Below are 5421 nucleotides of genomic sequence, written 5' to 3'. Positions count from 1 at the left end.
GAGTTAAATTATCGTATAAAACGTTAATTACGATCTCGTAGCCGTTTATTTTCATATTTTACAGATCGGACTATATAAGCTCAGCGTCTAAAACGCATAGATTTTGATCTCCAGCCACTTCGTGTTTGGCTATCCATTTTTCTATCTTTTCTCTATCGTATAGAACTTTTCTGCCGCCTAGCTTTACGTATGGTAATATACCTTTAGATCTCCAAATCGATTGGGCATCAGTACCGACACTAAAGAGAGCTTCAAATTCCATGGGCGTTATAAACTTTTTTTGACAAGGATTTATTTGCATTTTTTCCCTTTTTACAAAATTTTGCATCCATCCTACCATGTAACAAGCCTTGAGTCCAGCAAAAAGTCGGTTCACCAAAAGATAATTTACTGTTTTTGTTTTGTGGTGCCAGAGGGGCGGTCGGATGCTTAGACAAATTTACAAAAAAGTTTAATATCTTTTATGATATAATCCGTCCGAAGGATAAAGTTTGTGGGAAATTATATTTTTGGACGATCGAGTAGCTGAAGATTTTAAAGCCCTACCTCCTAAAATTTCCGCTAACATGACACATATATTTAAGCTCTTGCGTCTTTACGGCAACCAAGTCGGTGAGCCGCAAACTAAAAGCTTAGGCGACGGGCTTTTTGAGATAAGGGCTAAGGGTGCAGAAGGTATAGGCAGAGGTATATTTTGTTATATGGCTGGTAGGCGCGTTTATATATTGCACGTGTTTGTAAAGAAAAGCGATAAAATACCTCAGAAAGAACTGGATATCGCCAGAAATAGATTGAAGGAGTTAAAAAATGCCTGAAGTAAAATTTGACGACGTATTTAATGAAATGATGAAAAACGATGAATTTAGAGCCGAATACGAAGCCCTGATGCCCGAATACGAACTAAAAAGCGAGTTGATAAAAGCTAGAATAAAAAGCGGACTGACGCAGTCGCAGCTAGCGGAGAGGATGGGTATGAAACAGTCCAATCTAGCTAGACTAGAAAGCGCAAGCGGAGATTTTAAATTTCAGACGATAATCAAATACGCAAAAGCATTGGGATTAAAGCGGCTAAATATCGCACTAAACTAACAAAAAAAGGCGAGGTCAAAATTTGCCTCGCGCAAACACATCTTATAAACCAAGAAGTGGGCGATACTGGCTTTAACTTGAAGACTATTTCTACCCTAATCTTTTAGTGGCTACTAAATTTTCTATCACTTGCGAACTTTTTTGGGTCGCTTTGTAAGTATCGACGCCTAGATAGTGTTGCAGGGTCGCTAGTTCTTCGTGTAGTAAAGTGCCCGACATCGTATGGATATCCGCGCTAGCTTCCGCAAGAGCACCGACTACTATATCTCGCGCCATATGTAGGTGAAAATTCTCAACACCCGAAAGTTCTCTGATTTTTTTAACTCGTCTGTCTAGATTAACTATCGTCTCGCCGCTTACGGGGCTAGCAAATACCAGCTCAGCTATTCTCGGTATCTCTTGTAGCTTGGACGCTATAAAATTTGGGATGACTACGATATAGTCGTTAGAGTTTTTTGTCCTCTCTAAAAGCATAGTGTTGTTGCTGAAATTTATGTTTTTCCATTTTAGGTTTAAAATTTTGGACTTTCGCCTGCCCGTAAAAATCAGGACAAAAAGCGTCCAGTAAAAAACGTCGTCGGCGTAAAGTTCATTAATGGCGGAAAACAAATTTCTAAGTTTATCCGAACAGTTGATGACTTTTGATTTTTTCTCAATCTTGTCTAGCTTTAAACCAAACGTCGGTTCAAAAGCTAGAGCCCTATGAATAAGCGCATACTTAAACATAGGGCGCAAAATTTCCTTTATCGTTTTATTGTATGTTTTTGGCGATAACCCTTTGCTTCGCATAGAATTATAAAAAATTTGAATATGATCAAGCGTTACCTTTTCTATTGCTAGCGAGCCTAGCGGGTTGTTTTTGATATGATTGTTAAACATCGCCGCTAGCCCTGTCGTAGCTTTGGTTTTGGCTCTAGTTTCCATATATAAATCCCAAAGCTGCTTAACTTTAATATTTGGCTGGATCCTAGAAACGGCAGATACCGCCATATCTTTGCTTTTTACCCATTCGGCAAAAACCGCCATAGCTTCTTGTAAATATTCTCGCCCGGTCCATTTTTCTCTTACGGCTATTTCAATTACTTTGGTAGCTCGCTTTCCGTCACTACTTCTTTTTCTGAATAAAAATTTATTCGTATGATTTTTACTCACGTATATATTTGGAACTTTCGTCTTTTTGTATTCGCTTAGACTGATTGACATTTGAGTCCTTTTTAAAATTCTTTGCACCGCTTTGGGTAACCCGCTGGGTAACCCATCTCCACAATACAATCTGTTTTATCATATGTTGATTTGATCTACTTTTAAATTTTTAGTACTAAATTTGGATAAATTTTACAGTATGCTACCTACTTTAGATAAAATCTGACATAGATTAATATAATTTAAAATATTTTGCTGTAAAATTTTCATAAAATTTAACTACTTGCATAGCCGAAAGGAGATTGCCGTGGGTCAAATTTTAAACGACACCCTAAGCCAAATTTATGAAAATTTAGGCGACGAAATAAAAAATTTAAACGTGCAGCGCGTTGTGGTCGGGCTGTTTTTTACGGGCGTAAAGCTAAGTAACGGCGTTTGCGGCGTGAGCTACACTCCGCTAAAATCATTTCCGCAGGCCGTTTGCTGTCCGTCGCAAGCCGCGATAATGCCAAAATCCGGTAACATCTGCGGTAAAAACGTAAAAACTCTTTTAAAAGACATAACTAGCGATAGCCCTATCAAAAAAACCATCGCCGTAGCCGCCCTAAACGCGCTTTCGCAGACGTGTTATGAGCGCTCTGGTAGTCCGTATGCGACCAAATTTAAGGCCGATCCTTTTGACGAGTTAGCTATCAAGGGCAGCTCGTTTAGCGTGATTGTGGGTGCACTGGTGCCTTACATCAAATTTATGATAAAAAACGGCCTGGATTTTCGTATTTTGGAGCTTGATAAGAGCGCTCTAAAAGGCGATGAGCTAAAGTATTTTATCCCGCAAGAATGCGCCGCGGACGCGGTCAGAGCGGCCGATAATCTCATAATAACCGGCGTCACGCTATTAAACGACATGCTGGAGGAGATCTTGAGCTTAAAAAAGAGCGGGGCCGAAGTCATCGTCGTCGGACCGACGGTTTCGATGTCGCCTAAAGCGCTTTTTGATAGGGGCGTGAGTCGTGTGGGCGGCGTCTACACTACGCATGCGGACGAGCTTTTGGATGTGATCGCGCAGGCTGGTTCGGGGTATCATTTTTTCGGCAAATTTGCGGAGAAATTCGTAATGAGTCGCGAGAGTTCGACTTCTAAATTTAACGATCAAAATGCATAAAACCAAATTTGACTAAATTTGCAGTCCAGGGAGTGATTTTGTTTAATGTAAAATCACCGGCTTGATATTAAATTTAAAACAAAAGTAGATAAAAATCAGTTTTAAATTTGTGCGAATTTATAAGAATTTTGTCGAATATAAAAAAGGGCCGAGCAAATCGCCCGACCCAAATTTGTGCTAGCAAATTTTAATAAAACGAACTAACCTTGCCCGTCAAATTTACCATGATATTTTTCATCTGAGTGTAGTGCTCGAGGATGATTTTGTGCGTTTCGCGGCCGATGCCGGAGCTCTTATAGCCGCCAAACGGGCTGCCTGCGGGGATCTGGTTATAGCAGTTTATCCACACGCGGCCCGTCTCCATCGCGCGAGCGGTGCGGAGGGCGCGGGTGATGTCCTGCGTGAAGACGCCGCCGCCTAGGCCGTATTCGCTGTCGTTTACCATCTTTATCAGCTCGTCCTCGTTTTTAAATTTGATCACGACGCCCACAGGCCCGAAGATCTCCTCTCTGGCCACGCGCATATCGTTGCTCACGTCCACTAGCAGCGTCGGCTCGACGAAGCTGTCGCCCGCAGCCGCGAGCTTGCCTCCTACAGCGATTTTAGCGCCTTCTTTAACGCCGATATTGATGTACTCGACGATCTTGGCGGCTTGTTTGGCGTTGATCTGAGAGCCCATCTGCGTCTTTGGATCCAGAGGATCGCCGACTTTTAGGTTTTTAAATTTCTCCACAGCAGCGGCGATAAATTTGTCGTAAATTTTCTCCTCGACAAATATCCTGCTGCCAGCGCAGCAAACTTGCCCTTGGTTAAACAAAATGCCCATCTGAACGCCGTCTAGAGCTAGATCAAAGTCTGCGTCGGCGTAGATGATGTTGGCTGATTTACCGCCTAGTTCGAGCGTTGCGGGGATGATTTTTTCAGCCGCCGAGATAGCTATCTCGCGCCCGATCTCGGTCGAGCCGGTAAACGCGATCTTGTCGATGCCGCTGTGTTTTTGCAAAAACTCGCCTGCGCCGCTGCCCTTGCCCGTGATTACGTTTACGACGCCTTTTGGTAGCACGTCTTTGATGAGACGCATTAGCTCTAGCACGCTCAGGCTGGTCTCAGACGACGGTTTTAGCACGCTCGTGTCGCCCGCGGCGATGACCGGAGCTAGCTTCCACGCCGCCATCAAAAACGGGAAATTCCACGGCACGATCTGCGCTACGACGCCGATAGGCTCGCGCAAGATTAGCGAGAGGTGCTTTTCCTCGAGTACGTTTGCGCTGCCCTCTTCGCCCTGGATCACGCCTGCAAAATACCTAAAATGCTCCGCCGCGTACGGCACGTCCACGTTTAGCGTCTCGCGGATAGGCTTGCCGTTATCCATCGTCTCGACTGTAGCCAAAAAGTCCTTATTTGCGTCGATTATATCGGCGATCTTGAGCAAAATTTTGCTTCGCTCACTTACGGTGCTGTGGCGAAACGTCTTAAACGCCTCTCGCGCAGCCTTGACCGCGGCGTCCACGTCCTCTTTGCTCGCGTCCGCGATCGCGGCTAGCTTTTTGCCGGTGGCGGGATCAAAGGTATCTAGCATCTTGCCGCTGCTTGCGGGGACAAATTCGCCGTTTATAAAAAGGCCGTATTTTTCTTGTAACTTAACCATTTTTTCTCCTTTAAGATTATTTAATAACTGAAATATTACTCCTCGAATATAAATAATTTGATAATTAGAAAATAATCGTTATCAAAAATTTGAGCGGAAATTTGACGGGATTCTAGGTTAAATTTGGGGGAATATTTTAAATTTGAGTCGCCGAGACCCGTATCTTTAAGATGCTAAAATTTAGTTGTCAAATTTACATTTTACTTCTTTGTTAAGGGGGAAGGGGCTTGAATTACGCTCTGCTTTGCAGTTGCGAGGCAAAGCCGAAGCAAAAGAGCTCCTTTTATATCCGCCTTTCTCTTTTTTAGGGAGAGGAAGGGGTTCTACTTACGGTCTGCTTGCAGCTACGAGCGAAGCGAAGTAGAGCGTCGCCTTCCTT

6 protein-coding genes are annotated in these 5421 nt (G+C 43.4%); 3 read left to right on the top strand and 3 right to left on the bottom strand.

Features of this window, described 5'->3' with window-relative positions:
• Positions 1-70 precede the first annotated feature (70 nt).
• Complete coding sequence (locus tag Q0394_RS05020; protein WP_298945801.1) at positions 71-340, bottom strand: hypothetical protein; 270 nt, start codon at positions 338-340, stop codon at positions 71-73.
• Positions 341-491: 151 nt separating this feature from the next.
• On the opposite strand from Q0394_RS05020, the gene Q0394_RS05015 reads away from it, so the two are divergent.
• Together Q0394_RS05015 and Q0394_RS05010 are read left to right on the top strand one after the other, a co-directional pair.
• Positions 492-815 carry a type II toxin-antitoxin system RelE/ParE family toxin gene (locus Q0394_RS05015; RefSeq protein WP_298945799.1) on the top strand — a complete coding sequence of 108 codons (324 nt, stop codon included), beginning with the start codon at positions 492-494 and terminating at the stop codon, positions 813-815.
• Positions 808-1089: a helix-turn-helix transcriptional regulator gene (locus Q0394_RS05010; protein ID WP_298789591.1), complete on the top strand. Its 282-nt coding sequence runs from the start codon at positions 808-810 to the stop codon at positions 1087-1089. The genes Q0394_RS05015 and Q0394_RS05010 overlap by 8 nt, the downstream gene beginning before the upstream one ends.
• Before the next feature lie 90 nt (positions 1090-1179).
• On the opposite strand, the gene Q0394_RS05005 is transcribed toward Q0394_RS05010, so the two are convergent.
• The gene (locus tag Q0394_RS05005; protein WP_298945796.1) at positions 1180-2292 is read right to left on the bottom strand and encodes a tyrosine-type recombinase/integrase; all 1113 of its coding nucleotides are present in this window, start codon (positions 2290-2292) and stop codon (positions 1180-1182) included.
• A gap of 247 nt (positions 2293-2539) precedes the next feature.
• Between Q0394_RS05005 and Q0394_RS05000 the strand changes: the two genes are divergently transcribed.
• On the top strand, positions 2540-3394 hold the full coding sequence (locus Q0394_RS05000; RefSeq protein ID WP_298945794.1) for a DUF364 domain-containing protein: 855 nt from the start codon (positions 2540-2542) through the stop codon (positions 3392-3394).
• A gap of 187 nt (positions 3395-3581) precedes the next feature.
• Here the strand turns inward: Q0394_RS05000 and Q0394_RS04995 are convergent, their stop codons facing one another.
• Positions 3582-5042: an aldehyde dehydrogenase family protein gene (locus tag Q0394_RS04995; RefSeq protein WP_298945791.1), complete on the bottom strand. Its 1461-nt coding sequence runs from the start codon at positions 5040-5042 to the stop codon at positions 3582-3584.
• Between the last annotated feature and the right edge of the window lie 379 nt (positions 5043-5421).

It is taken from the genome of uncultured Campylobacter sp. (assembly GCF_938039205.1).
In the GTDB taxonomy this organism is placed as follows: Bacteria; Campylobacterota; Campylobacteria; order Campylobacterales; family Campylobacteraceae; genus Campylobacter_A.
This window is presented reverse-complemented; position numbering and strand designations above follow the sequence as displayed.